Annotated in this window: 13 protein-coding genes and 3 pseudogenes; 7 read left to right on the top strand and 9 right to left on the bottom strand. The window is 64.1% G+C overall.

The window, feature by feature from the left end:
• Nucleotides 1-35 precede the first annotated feature (35 nt).
• Entirely contained in the window at nt 36-395 is a 360-nt protein-coding gene (locus tag B0G62_RS27560) for a flagellar transcriptional regulator FlhD (RefSeq protein WP_181315653.1), read from the bottom strand.
• A 250-nt stretch (nt 396-645) separates the two neighbouring features.
• Between B0G62_RS27560 and hcaR the strand changes: the two genes are divergently transcribed.
• Complete coding sequence (gene hcaR, locus B0G62_RS27555; RefSeq protein WP_103707346.1) at nt 646-1,569, top strand: DNA-binding transcriptional regulator HcaR; 924 nt, start codon at nt 646-648, stop codon at nt 1,567-1,569.
• A gap of 50 nt (nt 1,570-1,619) precedes the next feature.
• On the opposite strand, the pseudogene B0G62_RS27550 reads toward hcaR, so the two are convergent.
• From B0G62_RS27550 to B0G62_RS27540, 3 genes and pseudogenes are all read right to left on the bottom strand, one after another.
• A pseudogene (locus B0G62_RS27550) lies at nt 1,620-2,006 on the bottom strand (zinc-binding dehydrogenase); the annotation flags it as partial.
• Between the two features lie 4 nt (nt 2,007-2,010).
• Nucleotides 2,011-2,124, bottom strand: a pseudogene (locus B0G62_RS31980) (enolase C-terminal domain-like protein); the annotation flags it as partial.
• 136 nt (nt 2,125-2,260) lie between these two features.
• A complete protein-coding gene (locus tag B0G62_RS27540) occupies nt 2,261-3,058 on the bottom strand; it encodes an AraC family transcriptional regulator (RefSeq protein WP_103707344.1) in 798 nt (265 codons plus the stop codon).
• Between the two features lie 276 nt (nt 3,059-3,334).
• On the opposite strand from B0G62_RS27540, the gene B0G62_RS27535 reads away from it, so the two are divergent.
• The 6 genes and pseudogenes from B0G62_RS27535 to B0G62_RS32380 form a co-directional block, all read left to right on the top strand.
• The gene (locus B0G62_RS27535) at nt 3,335-5,533 is read left to right on the top strand and encodes a TonB-dependent siderophore receptor (RefSeq protein ID WP_103707343.1); all 2,199 of its coding nucleotides are present in this window, start codon (nt 3,335-3,337) and stop codon (nt 5,531-5,533) included.
• 60 nt (nt 5,534-5,593) lie between these two features.
• On the top strand, nt 5,594-6,418 hold the full coding sequence (locus B0G62_RS27530) for an ABC transporter ATP-binding protein (RefSeq protein ID WP_103707389.1): 825 nt from the start codon (nt 5,594-5,596) through the stop codon (nt 6,416-6,418).
• Nucleotides 6,418-7,341 carry an ABC transporter substrate-binding protein gene (locus B0G62_RS27525; RefSeq protein ID WP_103707342.1) on the top strand — a complete coding sequence of 308 codons (924 nt, stop codon included), beginning with the start codon at nt 6,418-6,420 and terminating at the stop codon, nt 7,339-7,341. The genes B0G62_RS27530 and B0G62_RS27525 overlap by 1 nt, the downstream gene beginning before the upstream one ends.
• A complete protein-coding gene (gene fhuB, locus B0G62_RS27520) occupies nt 7,338-9,380 on the top strand; it encodes a Fe(3+)-hydroxamate ABC transporter permease FhuB (RefSeq protein WP_103707341.1) in 2,043 nt (680 codons plus the stop codon). The genes B0G62_RS27525 and fhuB overlap by 4 nt, the downstream gene beginning before the upstream one ends.
• Nucleotides 9,381-9,433: 53 nt before the next feature.
• Nucleotides 9,434-11,098: a cyclic peptide export ABC transporter gene (locus B0G62_RS27515; RefSeq protein ID WP_103707340.1), complete on the top strand. Its 1,665-nt coding sequence runs from the start codon at nt 9,434-9,436 to the stop codon at nt 11,096-11,098.
• Nucleotides 11,094-11,282 (top strand): annotated as a pseudogene (locus tag B0G62_RS32380) (hypothetical protein); the annotation flags it as partial. The gene B0G62_RS27515 and the pseudogene B0G62_RS32380, both read left to right, overlap by 5 nt.
• 50 nt (nt 11,283-11,332) lie before the next feature.
• On the opposite strand, the gene B0G62_RS27510 reads toward B0G62_RS32380, so the two are convergent.
• From B0G62_RS27510 to B0G62_RS27490, 5 genes are all read right to left on the bottom strand, one after another.
• Complete coding sequence (locus tag B0G62_RS27510; RefSeq protein WP_103707339.1) at nt 11,333-11,680, bottom strand: MarR family transcriptional regulator; 348 nt, start codon at nt 11,678-11,680, stop codon at nt 11,333-11,335.
• A 151-nt stretch (nt 11,681-11,831) separates the two neighbouring features.
• A complete protein-coding gene (locus B0G62_RS27505) occupies nt 11,832-12,377 on the bottom strand; it encodes a hypothetical protein (protein WP_103707338.1) in 546 nt (181 codons plus the stop codon).
• A 261-nt stretch (nt 12,378-12,638) separates the two neighbouring features.
• Nucleotides 12,639-14,315: a fatty acid--CoA ligase gene (locus B0G62_RS27500; protein WP_103707337.1), complete on the bottom strand. Its 1,677-nt coding sequence runs from the start codon at nt 14,313-14,315 to the stop codon at nt 12,639-12,641.
• A gap of 36 nt (nt 14,316-14,351) precedes the next feature.
• Nucleotides 14,352-15,539: a beta-ketothiolase BktB gene (gene bktB, locus B0G62_RS27495; protein WP_103707336.1), complete on the bottom strand. Its 1,188-nt coding sequence runs from the start codon at nt 15,537-15,539 to the stop codon at nt 14,352-14,354.
• A gap of 44 nt (nt 15,540-15,583) precedes the next feature.
• The coding region (locus B0G62_RS27490; protein WP_181315651.1) for a 4Fe-4S dicluster domain-containing protein at nt 15,584-16,117 on the bottom strand (534 nt) is incomplete at its 5' end.

Raw genomic sequence — 16,117 nt, 5'->3', positions numbered from 1 at the left:
CCAATGACGCCCCCCGTAATCCAGAAGTTTCGATGTTACGTTGCCGGTCCGTCGCAAATCGAAACAGCCCTGATCTTTTCGTCTAACATATCGAGAATCGAGTAATCATCGAATCGAAGGCAGCACAACAACTGTCCGGATCTCGCCAGACGCAGCGCCTGGTGCGGTGACAAATTGAGCAACACATCGGCGACTTGTTCTGATACGCCGATATCTGATATTGCGGCAGACTTGTTTTCGCAAAGCAAACGTCGCGCGAGCAACATATACGCCGCATTCAATTCATATATTTCACCCGTTATTTCATTAATATTCATCACATTCGAAAGTGCCTGCTCGTGGACATGCACGTTATATTTTCGGGTATCCGAAAATTTCCGGTTGACCAGTTCCACTCCATGTCGATACCCAATTGTTGTACAGACAACTTAACCCACAAAAACGCAGGCGAAAAAACGGAAAACCTGTAAGTGCGCGTCCCCGCCAGGAAGAAAAAAATAAATATAAAGAGCAACAGAAATTTCACAAAGCCGGCGCGCCAAGGTAGACTATTATTGTTAGTTTTCGATATGCTCTGACTAATTCCCGGCTTTGTACAATACTTAAAATGTCTCGCGTAAGACGTATAAACAATCGATATCTGTCATGGAACTCCGACATCTGCGCTACTTCGTAACGGTTGCAGACGAGTTGAGCTTTTCGCGAGCAGCCGCCCTGCTTCACACGGCGCAGCCTTCTCTCAGCCAGCAAATCAAAAGTCTCGAAGACGAACTAGGCGTAAGGCTCCTGAACCGATCCAATCGCACGGTCGAATTGACTGAAGCGGGCGCTGTATTTCTGGCCGAAGCCAGAGTCATTCTGGCGCAAACGGGTAGAGCCATAAGCAGAACGCGCAATGTTGCTGCACGAAAGGAATGGATCGTTTCTATCGGCTTTGTGCCGGCAGCCGAAGTCCGGATGTTTCCCCTCCTGCTTCCCGAACTGAAAGTCTCCGCCCCACAGCTGGACGTCCAGCTGCACAGCCTGCCCACGTTGCAGCAGGAGGCAGCTTTGCTTGCCGAGGAGATAGATGTGGCGTTCATGCGCGAGCCTGTGCACTCCGCCGAACTGACAAGCGAAATAGTATTGACGGAGCCGCTGGTGGTACTTTTACCCTCGGCCCATCCATTGGCAAAACTACCCCGAATTGCGCCGGACAAACTCAATGACCAGCACTTCGTCGGGAGTGATCCGCGGTTTTCCGGGAAACTCCATGACCTCGTAGAAACTTACTTTGCCGCGCATGGTGTTCGTCGCAATGTCGTGCAGTTAGCCTCAAATGTTCTGCTTAACCTGAACCTCGTTGCAATGGGGCTCGGATACTCATTACTTCCCGCTTACGTATCAGCCATGACCAGCGATCTGGTCTGCTGCCGCCCCCTGGACGGTGCGTCCCCGCTGATCGATTTGCTTATGGTCTATCGCTCGGCCAATCGATCGTCGGCTCTGGACCACCTGGTGGCATCCGTCCGCACGTTCGCGAGTCGTCCTTTCCGAGACCGAGCGAGGAATGAAGGCGCGCCTGGCTAAACACAACCATCGTCTCGCCGATCGCGACGATGCCGTAGCACGCCGCCATGTCAGTTGTCCGCGCCGAAATCCAGCAACACCTTGCAGGTGTCCTTGGGGCTGTGCTCGGCCAGATCGAAAGCGCGGCCGACCTCACGGAAATCCACCTTGTGCGTCACGATCGAGTCGGGCGTCACGAGACCGCGTTCAAGCCTGTCGATCACGGTCGGGAACATCGCGCAATTCAGGCGCGACGCGCAGAGCGTCAGTTCCTTCCTGGTCAGCTTCTGCTGCGGGATGGCCGACCGCGTTGACGAAAAGCCAGGCAGACCAATGCGCCCTGCCGGCGCGGCGAGCCGCACCGCTTCCTCGAGAATCGATGGATGGCCGACCGCGTCGAAGATCAGCGTCGGGCCGCCTTCCACGCCGCGCTTTTGCAGTGCCTCGGACAACACCTCATTTTTCGAAGCGGTATTGATGCGGGAACATCTCGTTCGTCAGCGCGTTATGCGGCATCAGCTCCTGAATGCCGAAGTTCGGCGCCCTGAGCCCGAAGTTCACCGCCGCGGCCATACAGCCTCGGCGGGTTCCGAGCACATCGTCGATGTCGGCGCGACCTATGCGCTGTCGAAGCGCACGGACCTCTAAGCCGTCGGCGTCTATCAGCACGCGGCCGGCATAGACTCCACGGGCCACCAGGCCGTGGCCGCGCTCATTCAGCGCCAGCGGGCGCGCGCTCCAGAAACTGCTGCGGCGTCACGCCGCTCGCGCGCCGGAACATTACGGCGAAGGTGCGTGAATCCGCATAACCGAGTTCGCGCGCGATATCCACCGGCGCGTGACCGATGGCCAGCCGCGACTTTGCTTCCGATATCCGCAACTGCTCGCGCCACTCGCCAAAGCTCAAGCCGGTCTCCACGCGAAAATGCCGCGCGATCGTGCGGGCGCTCGCCCCCACATTCGCGGCCCACTCCTCCAGCGTTTCGTTGTTCGCCGCCTGGGCGATCAGGCTCGTGCAGATGTGGCGCAGCCGCGCATCGGCGGGTAGCGGCAAGCACGCGACATCGTCCGCGCGCGCGGCGGTGTCGAGCACATCGAGCATCAGCGGCTCCAGCAGAGCGGCGCGGCGGCAACCTGCCGCGTCCGTACCGGCGGCGCACAGATCGAGAAGCGCCGCGCGCAGCAGTTCGCCGCACGCCACCGGACGGCAGCGGGGCTCTGGCGCGGCCAGCGCGGTGGGGTCGATGTAGAGCGTGCGCATCGAAACCTCGCCGAGCATGTGAAGTTCGTGCTCGACCTGCGAGCCGATCAGCAGCGCATGGGCCGGCGTGATAATCCAGAGGCCATCGGGCGTCATGATCCGGACAATGCCCCGCGTGGCGTAGACCAGTTGCGCGCGGTGGTGAATATGGGCAATTTCACGCGCTCCGTGCGCGTAGTCCAGCGACTGCGGGATCACCTTGCGGGCGGCCATCGCGGGGCCGAAGGTCTGTAATTTCGGTGCGGGCATGTCTTGTTCTGTTCATTTTATATTCTTTCACGCTTCTATCAGGACAATTTCGACCGGATTAACGCAAAAATTGGCCTGACTAGAGACAGCGTATCAGATTAAAGTCATGCTTTGCCGCGCGCCCGGTTAATCCGCAGCCGTTCCCCACCCGGCCTGAACGCGTTTCGCTGCCGCCAGAAGCAGCCTGCGCAGTGCCTGATTAGAAGCAATATCAGCACCTTATATTTGAAAACGAATCATTCGCATTATTATTCATATCACAAAAGGGAACTACTCATGAAAACCGGGGTGCGCGCATCGACCGCGCTGACCAACACGCTTCTGTTCTGTCTCCTGAGCGGCGCACTGGCCGCGCACGCGCAGACCTCCTCGACCGATAGCGGCGCGACCGCGGGATCGTCGAAAGAGTTGCCCACGGTCAAGGTCAGCGGCAAGCGCGAGTCCACCGCGACCGGCACCGCCGACGGCTACGTGCCGGTGAGCGCCGTCACGGCCACCAAGACGGACACGCCGCTGATCGAGACGCCGCAGTCGATTTCCGTGGTCACGCGTGACCAGATGACGGACCAGGGCGCGCAGACCGTCGCCGAGGCGTTGCGCTACACCGCGAGTGTGTTGCCCGAATTGCGGGGCGCCTCATCCGAGGGCGCGCCATATCTGCTCAGCCGCGGCTTCACGCTCGAGCAGTTTCTCGATGGTGCGCGCCTGCCGAGCGATTCGAGCTTCGGTTACGCGGTGCCGAGCTTCGACCCGTATGGTCTGGAGCGCATCGACGTCCTGCACGGCCCGGCTTCCGTGCTCTACGGCCAGGCCAATCCCGGCGGCGTAGCCAATCTCGTCAGCAAGCAGCCCACCACCGAGCCGATCCACGAAGTGTTCCTCACGACCGGCAGCCACGATCGTATGCAGGCAGGCGTCGATCTGGGCGGCGCAATCACTTCCGACGGCAAGCTCGCCTATCGCTTCACGGCCACGGGCCTCGACACCGGCACGCAAGTCGAAGGCACGCGTCAGAAGCGCGTGTATGTCGCGCCCGCCGTCACCTGGAAGCCGGACGAGAACACCACGCTCACCGTGATGGCGAAATACCAGCGCGATCCCGATGTGGGCTACTACAACTTCGTGCCCGCCGTCGGCACCGTGCTGGGCAATCCGGCCGGGCAGATCTCGTCGCACACGAATATGGGCGACCCCGAGTTCGATAGCCATTCGCGCACCCAGTTCAGCGTGGGCTACCAGTTCGAGCATCGCTTCGACTCGACCTGGACCGTGCGCCAGAACACGCGCTACACCTACGTAAAGGACGATTTGACCAATGTGTTCCCGTATGCTTACGCGCCGGGGTCGAACACCACGCTCAACCGCTACACGTTCTACAACCGCGAAAGCGCGAAGTTCTTCACGATCGACAATCAGGCGCAGGCGAAGGTGAACACCGGGCCTATCGCGCACACGATCCTGTTCGGCTTCGACTTCCAGCGCGTTATTTACGGCGAGGATGTAGGCTCGGGCTTCGACGCGCCGTCGCTCGACGTGTTCGCGCCCGTGTACGACAACAACACGATGCCGTCCGAAACGTCCTACGACCATATCCGCCAGAAGCAGCTGGGCGTGTACGCGCAGGATCAGATGGCGTGGGGCAAATGGCGCTTCCTGATTGGCGCGCGCGAGGACTGGGCCGACGCCGACGACAACAACCCCGTCACCGCGAGCCATGAATCGCAGTCGGCCCGCGCGTTCACGTGGCGCACCGGCCTTGTCTATCTGTTCGACAACGGTTTCGCGCCCTATGCGAGCTTCTCGAAATCGTTCGATCCGGTGGTCGGCACGCTCTACGGCGGCGGCATGGCCAGGCCCACCACGGCGCAGCAATATGAGGTGGGGGTGAAGTATCAGCCGCCGGGCTACAACAGCTTTATCACGGCGTCGCTGTTCAACCTCACCGAGCGCAACGTGCTGACCTCGGATCTGGAACATAGCGGCTTCTCCACCCAGGCGGGCGAAGTGCGTGCGCGCGGCGTCGAACTCGAAGGCCACGCGAGCCTCACGAACAACCTGAATCTGGCCGTCTCGTACACCTACCTGAACGACGTCACCACCGAGTCGAACGACACCGCGACGACCCTCTCCGGGCAGACCACCTCGCTGCAAGGCAAGACCGTCTGGGGGATTCCGCGCAATGTGGCGTCGGCCTGGCTCGATTACACGCTGCACGGCGGGCCGTTGCGCGGTCTGGGCTTCGGCGGCGGCGTGCGCTATATCGGCGCAAGCTACGACGAGTCGAACTCGATTCGCGTGCCGTCCGCCACGCTGATCGATGCCGCCGTGCATTACGACACCGGGCTGCACTGGCTGTTCTCGCTGAACGCGAAGAACCTGTTCAACCGCACCTATATCGCCTCCTGCTTCAGCGCCGTGACCTGCACCTACGCCGATGGCGCCGAGGTGCTCGCGACCGCGCGCTATCGCTGGTAAGCGCCGCGCCAACCGCCATAAAAACCGCCGCCAGAGAAGGAGACCCACGCATTGAATGCCTTGTCCGATCCGCAGCGCGACCGCCTTGCCCGGTCTGACGCCGCTGCGTCAGACGCTCTCTACACGCTCGAAGGCGCCGCCTTCGACGCCGAAGATGGCCGCACGCTGCTCGCGCCGTTGACGCTCACGCTCCAGCCGAAGCGCATGAGCGCGCTGATCGGCCACAACGGCTCCGGCAAGAGCACGCTCGTGAAACTGCTCGCGCGCCAGCAGGCGCCGTCGCGCGGCAGCGTCCGGCTGTTCGGCAAGGAACTCGCGGCGTGGCCCGCGCGCGAGTTCGCGCGGCGGATCGCATATTTGCCGCAGCAGCCGCCCGCCGCCACCGACATGACGGTGCGCGAACTGGTGGCGCTCGGACGCTATCCGTGGCACGGCGCGCTCGGGCGGCTGGGCGCGGCCGACCGCGAGAAGATCGACGAAGCGCTAGAACTCACCGATACCGCGCGCTTCGCCTCGCAACTCGCCGACCGGCTCTCGGGCGGCGAGCGTCAACGCGTCTGGCTCGCGATGCTGGTTGCGCAAGGCGCGGATTGCCTGCTGCTCGACGAGCCGACTTCCGCGCTGGACATCGCGCACCAGATCGACGTGCTGCGGCTGTTGCGCACGCTCACCGACACGCGCGGGCTGACGGTCGTGATCGTGCTGCACGACATCAATCTCGCCGCGCGCTTCAGCGACGAACTGATCGCCCTGCACAGCGGCCGCCTGCTCGCGCGCGGCACGCCGCAGGCGCTCATGCGGCCCGACACGCTCGAATCGATCTATGGCATTCCGATGGACGTCGTCGCGCATCCGCGCGGCGGCTGGCTCGGCGTGGCGCATTGATGCGGCGCCGGGACTTTCTGCGCGGCGCGGCCAGCGCACCGCTCGCCTGGGCCGGCATACCGATGCGGGCGCACGCGCGAGCCGCCGCGCCGCGCCTTGTGGTACTCGACTGGGGACTGGCCGAAACGCTGCTCGCAATCGGCGTAACGCCCGTGGGCGCGGCCGAAGTGGCTGATTACAACGCGAGCGTCGTGCATCCGCTCGCGCCTCCCGCCGTCGCCGATGTCGGCCTGCGTCTCGCGCCAAGCCTCGAACTCATCCAGGCGCTCGCGCCCGATCTCATCCTCATCAATTCGAGCCAGGAATCGCAGCGCGACATGCTCGAACGCATCGCGCCCGTGCGCGCGTTCGCGGTCTATACCGACGCTGGCGCGCCGTACCAGCATTCGGTGGACGTGACGCGCGCCCTCGCGCGGCTATGCGGCTGTGCGCAGGCCGCCGAGACGCTGATCGCCGCAGTGGCCCGCACACTCGCGGGCAGCCGCGAGCGACTGGCGGCCCACCCGGACGCGCGCGCCCAGCCGCTCTACGTGACACGCTTTTTCGACGCGCGGCACGTCGGCGTGTACGGCGCGCGCAGCCTGTTCCAGGACGTGATGGACGCGCTCGGCGTGCGCAACGCGTGGCGGGGCAATACCGATTACTGGGGCATCGGCGTGGCTGGTCTGGAGGCGCTCGCCGCACCCGACGCCCGGATGCTCTACTTCGAACCGTTGCCGCCCGGCGTGGCGCGCACTCTCGCCGATAACCGCCTGTGGCACGCGCTGCCGGCCGTCGCCGCGCGCCGTGTCGCGCCACTGCCGCCGTTCTGGGGCTTCGGCATGTTGCCATCGGCGGCCCGCTTTGCCGATGTGCTGACGACCGCGCTCACGACTGTTTTAACTTCAGCGCAACCCGGCAGTTCTTCGCCTTTGAGTTCATGAATTTCACCCGTTCTCTTACGCCGACGTTGCGCACGAACGCATCGTGGCAGACCGCGCTCGTCGCCGTCGCGCTCGCCGTCATGGTGCTCGCCGCGCTCGCGCTCAGCGCCGTCAACGCGCACGCCATCGTGCCGGCCGCGCAATGGCGCAGCGCGCTCGCGCTCGACGGCACACGTGACCTGCAATTCATCATCCTGCGCGACAGCTGGTTGTCGCGTCTCGTCGTGAGCCTGTTGTGCGGCGCGCTGCTGGGACTCGCGGGCACGATCTTCCAGCAGGTTCTGCGCAATCCGCTCGCCGAGCCGATGACGCTCGGCGTTTCCGCCGGCGCGCAGCTCGCCCTCACGATCGCCACCCTGGCTGCGCCTGCGCTGCCCGCAGCGAGCGCCGCCGCGCCGCAATGGATCGCGCTGGCCGGCGCGGCGCTGGCCGCCGTAGCCGTTTTCGGACTCGCGTGGCGCAGCGCGCTCGCGCCCGCCACGGTCGCCGTCGCCGGTCTGATCGTCACGCTCTATTGCGGCTCGATCGGCGTGGCCTTGCAGTTGTTCTATTCGCCGTATCTGCGGGCGCTGTTCATCTGGGGCGGCGGCTCGCTGGTGCAGCAGGACTGGAACAACGTGGCGATGCTCACGCCGCGTCTGCTGATCGGCGGCGTGCTGGCCTGGCTGCTGCTGCGCCCCATGGCGCTGTTCAGCCTCGACGATGCCAACGCCCGCAGCCTCGGCCTCTCGCTGCGCGGCGCGCGGCTCGCGTCGCTCGCGCTCGCCGTGGTCTTGAGCGCGACGGTCGCGGGCGCGGTCGGCGTGATCGGCTTCGTGGGTCTTGCGGCGCCTGCGCTCGCACGGCTGGCAGGCGCGCGCAGGCTCACAGAGCGCCTCGTGGCGGCGCCGCTATGCGGAGCGCTACTGCTCTGGCTCACGGATCAAACCGTTCAGCGCTTCTCCGGCCTCATGGGCGACCTGCTGCCCACTGGTGCGGCCACGGCGCTGTTCGGCGCACCGCTCATGCTGGTGCTGCTCGCGCGCCTGCATCGCACGACACACCTGCCCGCGCCTACCGGCGCAAGCGCTCCGCTGCACGCCGTATCCGCCCGAACGCTGCGCCGGCGCGGCGTACTGCTGGGCGCGCTGACGATCGCGGCGCTGGCGCTGGCGCTCGACTTCGGGCGCGGCCCGCACGGCTGGTACTTCGCAACGTGGACGCAGTTCTCGCACATGGCGATCTGGCGTGCGCCGCGCACGCTCGCCGCACTCGCGGCAGGCGCACTGCTCGCGCCTGCCGGCGTGCTGATGCAGCGGCTCACCGGCAATCCGCTGGCCAGTCCCGAAGTGCTCGGCGTGAGTGGCGGCGCGGCGCTCGGCCTGATCGCGCTCGTCGTCCTGCACGCCGACGCGGGCCACGGCGCGCGCTTCGCCGCAAGCAGCGCTGGCGCGCTCGCCGCGCTCATCGCCATCATGGGTTTTGCGCGCCGCTCCCGTTTCGCGCCGGATCGCGTGCTGCTCGCGGGTATCGCGATTGGCGCACTCTTTCAGTCGGTGCTGGCTGTCGCGATCGCGGGCGGCAACGAACGCGCGGCGACACTGCTGCAATGGCTCGCGGGTTCCACCTACACCGTGACGCCCGTTGACGCAGCGCTCGCGCTCGCGGCCTGCCTGCTGCTCGGCGCGCTGACCCCGCTCTGTACGCGCTGGATGCGCATTCTGCCGCTTGGCGATGCGCCGGCGCGCGCGCTCGGCCTGAATACGGCACGCGCGCGCGCCGCATTGCTCATGCTGATTGCCGCGCTCACGGCGTGCGCAACCTTGCTGGTTGGCCCATTGAGCTTCGTGGGCCTGACCGCGCCGCATTTCGCGCGTCTCCTTGGCGCGCGCACGCCCACGCAGCAACTGTCGATCGCGACGCCATTGGGTGCTCTCACGATGATCGTCGCCGACTGGCTGGGCCGCGCCGCGCCGATGCCGCGCGAACTGCCCGCGGGTCTCGTCGCGACGCTGATCGCCGCGCCCTACCTCATGTGGCTGCTCGCGCGCCGCCGCTAGAACGCGCCTCGCCTCCTCCTCCCCATCATTCATTCGAACTCCCAGGAAAGTCCATGTTCGCGGAACTGCTCAGACTGCTCAGGCGCCTCTGGCCCATCACAGCGCTCGCGACGGCGCTGGGCGCCGCCAGCGGCATCGCCACCGCCGCCCTGCTCGCCCTGACCAACCGCGCACTGCGCGACGGCGCCGACGCATTCCCCGCGCTGACTCTCGCTTTCGCGGCACTGTGCGCCGTGGCACTGGCAGGCGAAGTGATTTCGGATATCGGCAACAACATCGTCGGCCAACGGGTGATCGCGACGCTGCGACGCGAGTTGAGCGAAAAGATCATCGCCGCACCGATCAATCAGATCGAACAGTTCCGCCCGCATCGGCTGATTGCGACGCTGAATCAGGACATCGATACATTGAGCGCCTTCTCGTTCCTGTTTTCGAGCCTCGCCATCGCTTGCGCGACGATTGCCGGCTCGCTCGTCTACCTCTTCGTTCTTTCGCCGAAGTTGCTGCTGATCGCGCTGGTCGCCATCGCGCTGGGCACTGCGGCCCAGACGTTCGCGCGGCGGGCGGGTATCCGCCGCTTCGGCGCGGCGCGCGATGCCGAAGACCGCCTGCAAAAGCACTACCGCGCGATCACGGAAGGCGCCAAGGAATTGCGCCTGAACGCGGCGCGTCGCGACCATGTGTACCGGCACGAACTGGGCCGCACCATCGACACGATCACGCGCCTGCGCGTGCGCGCCGCCAATGTGTTCGTCAGCGCGAATGCCTTTGGCTCGCTCCTGTATTTCCTCGTGATCGGCACGATACTGGCCGTGCAGACCCACGCACCGGAGGCGCAGCGCCCTGTCGTCACCGGCTTCGTGCTCGTGCTGCTCTACATGAAAGGACCGATTCAGGAACTGGTGAATGCGTTGCCGTCGATCGGGCGCGCGCAAGTCGCGTTGCAGCGCATCGCGGCGCTTTCGGCGCGCTTTTCGACGCCTGAGCCGTCGCTCGTCGAAGCCGCGCGAAGCACCGGCGACGCTTCGCCTTTCGCGGATTTCAACACCATCGAGCTAGACGATGTCCGCTATCGTTTCGCCACGCCGCTCGACGAACACGATGCGGATACCGGCGCGCAGCACGGCTTCGAACTCGGTCCACTAAGCCTTACGATCCAGCGTGGCGAAACGGTTTTTATCGTCGGCGAGAACGGCAGCGGAAAAACCACGCTCATCAAGCTTCTGCTGGGCCTGTACCGTCCCGATCACGGCAAACTGCGCATGGACGGCGCGGCCGTAAGCGATGCGCAGCTCGACGCCTACCGCCAGTTGTATTCCGTGGTGTTCTCCGATTACCACCTCTTCGATACCCTGATGCCGGGCGCGGCCATGCCCGGCGACCAGGCGCGCAAGTATCTGGAGCGTCTGCAGATCGCCCATAAGGTTGCGGTGCGCGACGGCGCTTTCACGACGACCGATCTTTCGACGGGGCAACGCAAGCGGCTCGCGCTCGTGCACGCATGGCTGGAGGCGCGGCCGATCATCGTGCTCGACGAATGGGCAGCCGATCAGGATCCTACGTTCCGGCGCATTTTCTACCGCGAAATGCTCCCCGATCTCAAACGTCAAGGCAAAACGCTGATCGTGGTGTCGCACGACGACCGCTATTTCGACGCGGCCGACCGCATCGTCAGCATCGAGGAAGGCCGCCTCGCCACGGCTTGCGACATGCGTTGAACCGGCAACGCTGGAGCGGGTGGCCTGGTTCAATCATCATCGGTTGATAGAATCCCTCGGCGATGCCCCGCCCGCCGAAAGCCAGCCGCCACGATTCGCGGGGCGATTCATCTTTGTTTTACCCAGGGCGCACCTGTACCGCGCGGGGCTGCCAGGCAGACACGCACTGACCAGAACCTTGTGAATCATGGCAATCGAAGAAGAAGCCCGAAACGCGGCGCGTGAAAGAAACCGTCACTGATCCTTGGCGGCGCGCAGCAAAGCCTCGGAGAGTTTGTCGAAGTGGCGCAGCGCGGCCGGGGTAAGTTCGACCTGCTTGCGCCGTGCGTCCTCGGTGTCGCCGAGGCGGACCCAGCCCTTCTCGCGCATCGACGTCAGCCGCGCATGCAGCGTGGCCGGCGAACCCAGTTCGCTCTTGCCCATGATGTCGCGCACGGACAAACGCTCCTGCGCCTGGCCGACGCGCGCCACCAATTCGAGGATGCGCTGTTCGAGCGGATCGAGTGCAGGCAGCGCGGGCAGACCGCGCAGCGCGTCCGCCAGTTGCAGAAAACGGAAGTAGATATCAGCAGGGCGCGTCATGGTAAGGGCTTCGCATATCGTCGACTGCCAGTCTTGCCCACACACATCACGCGCATGGGAACGCGAGGGATTCTACCGCGCCGATAAACGCACAGCGGCTTTTGCACGGCGGGATGTAGCACCACGATCCCGGAGGCTTTCTTCTAATTTTTTATTCGATCAGGCCGGGCGCGCGCGACGGCCAACGGTCATCCAATGCGTGCAGATACGGATTCGCGCCATTCTCGCCTTCGAGCATCCGGGCTATGCGCTCATAGAGCGTAAACCAGTCGACAGCCAGCACGGGCACGGTGATATCCCCTCGCGCGCGATAGACGAGAAAACGCATCCAGCTATCGAGAAACACACCCTGCCCCGGCATCAGCAGACACGGCGGCCGAGCGACGCGCGGATAATGCAGGCGGGCTTCGCCGATTGCCGCGTTCAAGGAAGCATCGTCACCGCCATCCAGTACGCAATGACTGCGCACCGCCTGATCGACGAGCGACATCGGCAATTCCACGAACGCTACGCACACGTCGCTGACGGCGTGCAGCGCCACATTGCCCGCGATGTCTCTTGCGCCGCCTCCCGCAAACACGCGCTTCGCCACGACCGCGTGCGCCTGGGGCGGCAGCGCGCCGAGGGGCATGGCGCCGTGGAATAGCGCCTCGCGAAACAGGGGGTATCGGACCAGCCAGGTGTCGGACGAAGCCATGCGACAATCCGGCGACCGCGGCGCGCCTTTGTGATTCACAGGCGCGCCGCGTCGCTTCGGCACTCTCTCAGGTTCTATTGTTATAAAAAATATAACGTCAAATCGACCGATAGACAAGAGGTGTCGATGGAAATTTGTGCCGGCGGCAGACACTAGATCACGTAAAAAAAGCGCGCCGAACCGCGCCTGAATGATCGCTGCTGCTTCCCGCGCCGCCGTGTCGTGGCCCTACCACTGCGGCACAAGAATTGCGCTACTGCGTCAATCGAAATTCTCTCGCAGCCATTTTTTATTCAGCTTGCCCACGCTGGTTTTCTCGATCGCGTCGACGAACTTGACGACTTCCGGCACCGCGTACTTCGAGATCTTACCGGTCTCGACAAATTGCATCACATGCGCGCGAATGTCTTCTGCGCTCACGGGCGCGTCGCGCTCGGCGTGCAGCACGACGACGGCTGCCGGCCGCTCGCCCCACTTATCGCTCTTGATGCCGATGACCGCCACTTCGGCCACGGCGGGATGCTGCGAGATCAGGCTTTCGATATCCAGCGAGGAGACCCATTCGCCGCCCGATTTGATCACGTCCTTGATGCGGTCCGTGATCTGCAGATAGCCGTCCGGACCGATGCGCGCCACGTCCTGCGTGTGCAGATAACCGCCTTCCCACAGCACTTTCGAAGCCTCGGGATTGTGCAGATAGCCTTGCGTGAGCCAGGGCGCACGCACGACGACTTCGCCGCTCGCGACGCCGTCATGCGGCACGTCGCGCATCTCGGCATCGACGATACGCAGATCGACGAGCGGAATCGGCAGGCCCGTGCGGCAACGCAGGCTCACTTCCTCGTCCAGTGTGCGCGGCTCGCGCGACGGCATCAATTGCGCAAGCGTGAGCACCGGGCAGGTCTCGGACATGCCGTAACCCGTGAAGATATCGATGCCGCGTTCGAGCGCCGCGCGCGCGAGACCATGCGGCAGCGCGCCGCCGCCGATCACCACCTTCCACTTGCTGAAGTCGGCCGTCTTCGCCTGCGGGCAGCTCAGCATCATGTGCAGGATCGTGCCCACACAATGCGAGTAAGTCACGCCTTCGTCGCGAATCAACTCGACGATGCGATCCGGCACGTAGCGGCCCGGATACACCTGCTTCAGGCCCATCAGCGTCGCGATGTACGGCATGCCCCACGCGTGCACATGGAACATCGGCGTGAGCGGCATGTAGACATCGCCGCGATGCACACGCTGACCGGTCTCCGGACTCGTCAGCGCGGCCATCACCGTGATGGTGTGCAGCACGAGTTGCCGATGCGAAAAATACACGCCCTTCGGCAAACCGGTCGTACCGGTCGTATAGAACGTCGTGGCGCGCGTGTTTTCGTCGAAATCAGGGAAATCGAACTGCGTACCGCTGGATGCGAGCAAACGCTCGTATTCGTTGGCGAATTCGATACCCGGCGGCAGCGTCGCATTGCCTTCATCGTCGATCAGCACGAACGTATGCACGCGCGGCAGCTTCTCGCGGATCGCCTCCAGCACCGGCAGGAAATCCGCGTGGACGAGCACGACTTCCGCGCGCGCATGATCGATCGTATAGGCGATTTCGGCCTGCGAAAGACGGATGTTCACGGTTTGCAGCACCGCGCCCATCATCGGGATGGCGAAATAACATTCCAGATAGCGATGGCTGTCCCAGTCCATCACCGCGACCGTGGTGCCGTGCTTCACACCCAGACCTTGCAGGCCGTTCGCGAGCCGCGCAATACGCTCCTGCAACTGCGCATAGCGGATGCGGACCTTGCCGCGATAGACAATCTCCTGCTCGCGCGCATGCGCCATCGGCGTGCGCAGAAGACGCTTGATCAGGAGAGGATAGGCATAGGCCGACGCCGCGTCCTCATTGACATCGCTCGCGTCGGTTGCTTGATTCGCCTCGTGGTACATGTATTTCTCCAGTCGCTTGCCGCGCGCCAAGGGGACTTAGCGCAGATTCTCGAAAATCGCTGCAATACCTTGACCGCCGCCGATGCACATCGTCACCAGCGCATAGCGGCCGCCCACGCGTTGCAGTTCGTGCAGCGCCTTCACCGTGATGAGCGCGCCCGTCGCGCCGATCGGATGGCCCAGCGAAATGCCCGAGCCATTCGGGTTCACCTTGGCCGGATCGAGGCCCAGCTCCTGCGTCACCGCGCAAGCCTGCGCCGCGAAGGCTTCATTCGATTCGATCACGTCGAGGTCTTCGACACGCAGACCCGCGCGTTGCAGCGCGAGGCGCGTGGCGGGCACCGGGCCGATGCCCATGTGCAGCGGATCGACGCCCGCGTGCGCGTAGGCCACGAGACGCGCCATCGGCGCGAGACCGCGCTGTTCGGCGGCTTCGCGCGACATCAGCAGCACGGCGGCTGCGGCGTCGTTGATACCGGAGGCATTGCCCGCCGTAACCGTGCCGTTTTCCTTCGCGAACACCGGCTTGAGCTTCGAGAAGTCTTCCAGCGTCGCATCGGTGCGCAGATGCTCGTCGGTATCGAAAACGACTTCGCGGCCCTTCACCTTGCGCGTGACCGGCACGATCTGGCTCGCGAAGCGGCCTTCGGCAATCGCGTGTGCCGCGCGGCGATGCGATTCGAGCGCCAGCGCGTCCTGGCGCTCGCGCGAGATGTCGAACTTGCGCGCGACGTTTTCGGCGGTCACGCCCATCGGCACCGTATGGAACGGATCGTTGAGCGCACCGAGCATCATGTCAACGAGGCGCACGTCGCCCATGCGCGCGCCGAAACGCGCGTCGGGCGTGATATACGGCGCGCGGCTCATGTTTTCCGCGCCTGCGCCGATCGCCACATCGGCGTCGCCCAGCAAAATGGTCTGCGCCGCCGAGACGATCGCCTGCAGGCCCGAGCCGCACAGACGGTTGACGTTGAAAGCGGGCGTCGAATCAGGAATGCCCGCGTTGATGGCCGCGACGCGCGAGAGATACAGATCCTTCGGCTCCGTGGCGATCACATTGCCGAACACCACATGGCCCACGTCCTCGGGCTTGACCTCGCTGCGCGCGAGCAGTTCGCGCAATACGAGCGCGCCCAGTTCGGTGGGCGGCACGTCCTTCAGGCTGCCGCCGAACTTGCCGATTGCAGTCCGTACACCGCCGACGACTACGACTTCCTTACTCATTTTGCACTCCTAGTTCGATGGGCCACGCACTCGCGCGGCAGGCATTACATGTTCGGATAGTTGGGACCGCCGCCGCCTTCCGGCGTGACCCAGACGATGTTCTGCGTCGGGTCCTTGATATCGCAGGTCTTGCAGTGCACGCAGTTCTGCGCGTTGATCTGCAACCTGTCTGCATTGGAATCGTCTTTCACGAATTCATAGACGCCTGCGGGGCAGAAGCGTGCCTCCGGTCCCGCGTAGGTCGTCAGGTTGATGCCGACCGGCACGTTCGCATCCTTGAGCGTCAAATGCGCGGGCTGGTTTTCTTCGTGATTCGTGTTCGAAATGAACACCGAAGAAAGCCGGTCGAATGTGAGCTTGCCATCAGGTTTGGGATACACGATCGGCTTGCATTGCGAGGCGGGCTTGAGCATCTCGTGATCGCGATGCTGGTGATGCAGCGTCCAGGGCACCTTGCCACCGAGCACTTTCTGCTCAAAGCCAACCATCAGCGTGCCCAGATACAGGCCCTTGCTCATCCACTGCTTGAAGTTGCGCGCCTTGTACAGTTCTTCGTGCAGCCAGGATTGCTTGAACGC

Source organism: Paraburkholderia eburnea (assembly GCF_002917095.1).
GTDB lineage: Bacteria > Pseudomonadota > Gammaproteobacteria > Burkholderiales > Burkholderiaceae > Paraburkholderia > Paraburkholderia eburnea.
This window is presented reverse-complemented; position numbering and strand designations above follow the sequence as displayed.

Coding starts and splice junctions, on each gene's coding strand:
- bktB (WP_103707336.1), bottom strand. CDS start 15,539: ATGAGTAAGGAAGTCGTAGTCGTCGGCGGTGTACGGACTGCAATCGGC.
- B0G62_RS27525 (WP_103707342.1), top strand. CDS start 6,418: ATGCGGCGCCGGGACTTTCTGCGCGGCGCGGCCAGCGCACCGCTCGCC.
- B0G62_RS27505 (WP_103707338.1), bottom strand. CDS start 12,377: ATGGCTTCGTCCGACACCTGGCTGGTCCGATACCCCCTGTTTCGCGAG.
- B0G62_RS27515 (WP_103707340.1), top strand. CDS start 9,434: ATGTTCGCGGAACTGCTCAGACTGCTCAGGCGCCTCTGGCCCATCACA.
- hcaR (WP_103707346.1), top strand. CDS start 646: ATGGAACTCCGACATCTGCGCTACTTCGTAACGGTTGCAGACGAGTTG.
- B0G62_RS27540 (WP_103707344.1), bottom strand. CDS start 3,058: ATGCCCGCACCGAAATTACAGACCTTCGGCCCCGCGATGGCCGCCCGC.
- B0G62_RS27510 (WP_103707339.1), bottom strand. CDS start 11,680: ATGACGCGCCCTGCTGATATCTACTTCCGTTTTCTGCAACTGGCGGAC.
- B0G62_RS27500 (WP_103707337.1), bottom strand. CDS start 14,315: ATGTACCACGAGGCGAATCAAGCAACCGACGCGAGCGATGTCAATGAG.
- fhuB (WP_103707341.1), top strand. CDS start 7,338: ATGAATTTCACCCGTTCTCTTACGCCGACGTTGCGCACGAACGCATCG.
- B0G62_RS27535 (WP_103707343.1), top strand. CDS start 3,335: ATGAAAACCGGGGTGCGCGCATCGACCGCGCTGACCAACACGCTTCTG.